A 2,072-nucleotide genomic window follows, 5' to 3' on the forward strand; every position below is an offset into this window, starting at 1 on the left:
TCACCTGGTAGAAACCGGCCTGCACCAGAGCCCAATAGCGAAACTCGTCGAAATCCGGCAACGGCGTCACCCAGCGGTTGGAGCCAGCCATCTGCACCGGTGACTGCGGCAACCGCTCAAACTCGCCATAAGCGACACTGCACAGCTTCATAAACTTACGGTGGAACCGGGCATTGCGAGCCTTACGGAACTCGGCACTGATCACCTGCCCCGGTTGCAGTTGGAGAATGAACGCCTCATCGTTGGCCGATACCGGCAACAGGATCAGTTGCGGCTGATAACTGCGCACCAGTTCCAGAGCAGCCGCCATCAGAACATGCCCATCAGCTTGGCTCTGGCACCCTGACCATCCAGCGGATCAATGCCCTGATCTTTCATGGTCTCCCGCTGCAACTGGTTCGAGTGGATCGCCGGATCAAACCGGTGTTCGATGGCCAGCTGATCTTCCAGTGGCTCTCCTTTCAACACTCGGTTGGTCAGAGCCTGATAGGCATTGGTAAATTTCACTTTCACATCGCGGCACTCCTGTGCTGAGCCAGCAGAACGCAACTCATGCCAGCCTGCCGTCCGCCCCGCCAGATACACCGCCCGATGGGACCATGGGTGGTGGTTTGGTGAACCGGCATGGTCATTAGCTTCCTGCCAGGCTTTCGCCATCTCCGGCAACCCCATGTCCTCGGGCTTCGGCTGACAGAACCGGCGAAACTCCGGGGCCGAGGGAGGCCAGTCGTTCCCCTCCCGTTTCACCCGGCGAATGCCCAGCTCCAACTGGTTCGGATGCAGGTCGATCAGAGTATCCAGCCACTGCCCCGTCCGATCCGCCAGACCGTGCTCCCGTGTCCACTTCGCTCCGTACAGACCGATCATGATCCCAAACAGGTCCGCAATCTGCTTCGGGGTGATATCGTTCGCGCTCCTGCGCTCTTCCATGGAAGGCGAACCCTGCGCCGGTCGCTTGCTCTGGTGCGTAGTGTTCTGCGTTGGCTTCGAGGAATTGATCAAGCGCGCTGGGTTTGACAGAAGATCTTTGCCTTGCTGCATAGTTCACCGTCCATGGATTTTTAAGGTTGTCAGGGTTGTTCAGGTAGGGTTCTGTGGTCATCACGTACTGGGTGCCGGTGGTACCGGTTTCGTCACAGTAACGACGGTAAGCCATCAGGTTGGCCAGCAGTTGATCAGAGTTGAAGCCCTCTTGCCGAATCAGCTTCCGGTACTTGTTGAAGGTTTTCTGCCTGTAGCCCTTTTTGCCCTCACGCTTTGGGAAGTTTGTCCACCACTGTTCAAAGTCTGCTGACAACTCATCCGTTTTTTCAGTGGGTTTCTGAGTAACGGGATCAGGTTGCTCAGTCGTGCTCCCGGCACTTGATGGCACTTCCACCGTCCTGGGGGTCGTACCAGTTGTGCTCCCGGCACTTGGTGGTACTTCCCCCGTCCTGGGGGTCGTGCGGTCGTCAGACTGCACATATGTTTTAGGTTTATCTCTCTTACTCTCTATCTCTCTTTCTCTCTTTCTCTCTAAGCGATCATCTGACGATGAACTCACGATCCGTTCACGAATCGTATCCAGCCGTTTAACTATGCCCTCTGAGCCCTTATAAACACTGGCTTTGTCAGCCATTGACTGAAGCAGCAACGACAGGTCAGGCAGGTTATCCGGCAGCTCTTCCAGATGTTTAATCCGTGCCTCTAACTGCCCCTGATTGGTCGGCTCGTTGTACTGGAAAAACTTATTGATGCAGATAAAGTCCGACCCCTCGCGACGGCTGATAAATCCAATCGTCGCCAGATCGTCAAGAGATCGTGAGGTGATCGTATGAGTCCAGCCCAGATCCGCCGTGATGTACCCCATGGGTAGCCGGTAAACGCCACTCAGGTCGCTGTGTTCGCAGGTCAAAAGGTAAACTGCGAGCAGTTTGCTATCACCGGACAACGACTGAATATCAGGACTGATCCAGAAACGACTTTCGATCTTGCCAAAGGTTTTCATCGTCTGCCCTCCCTGGGAAAATAGCGATCAGCCTCATCAACATTGTGCTGGTTAGTACGCATCCACTTATTGATAAAACTCACCA

At 55.0% G+C, this 2,072-nt stretch carries 3 protein-coding genes; 1 reads left to right on the forward strand and 2 read right to left on the reverse strand.

Annotated elements, in window-relative coordinates; translation table 11 throughout:
• Window positions 1-310 (reverse strand): DUF1367 family protein (locus AK963_RS28175; protein WP_139117740.1); only part of this gene is annotated, 310 nt, incomplete at its 3' end.
• Entirely contained in the window at window positions 310-1,041 is a 732-nt protein-coding gene (locus AK963_RS28180; protein ID WP_338011565.1) for a replication protein P, read from the reverse strand. The genes AK963_RS28180 and AK963_RS28175, both read right to left, overlap by 1 nt.
• Between AK963_RS28180 and AK963_RS36795 the strand changes: the two genes are divergently transcribed.
• On the forward strand, window positions 1,028-1,294 hold the full coding sequence (locus AK963_RS36795) for a hypothetical protein (RefSeq protein ID WP_338011566.1): 267 nt from the start codon (window positions 1,028-1,030) through the stop codon (window positions 1,292-1,294). The two genes, AK963_RS28180 and AK963_RS36795, sit on opposite strands and share 14 nt — an antisense overlap.
• Window positions 1,295-2,072: the final 778 nt, after the last annotated feature.

It is taken from the genome of Endozoicomonas atrinae, assembly GCF_001647025.1.
Taxonomy (GTDB): domain Bacteria; phylum Pseudomonadota; class Gammaproteobacteria; order Pseudomonadales; family Endozoicomonadaceae; genus Endozoicomonas; species Endozoicomonas atrinae.

What these genes read in the sequence shown, in the direction of transcription:
- AK963_RS28180 (WP_338011565.1), bottom strand. Translation starts at nt 1,041, where the DNA reads ATGCAGCAAGGCAAAGATCTTCTGTCAAACCCAGCGCGCTTGATCAAT.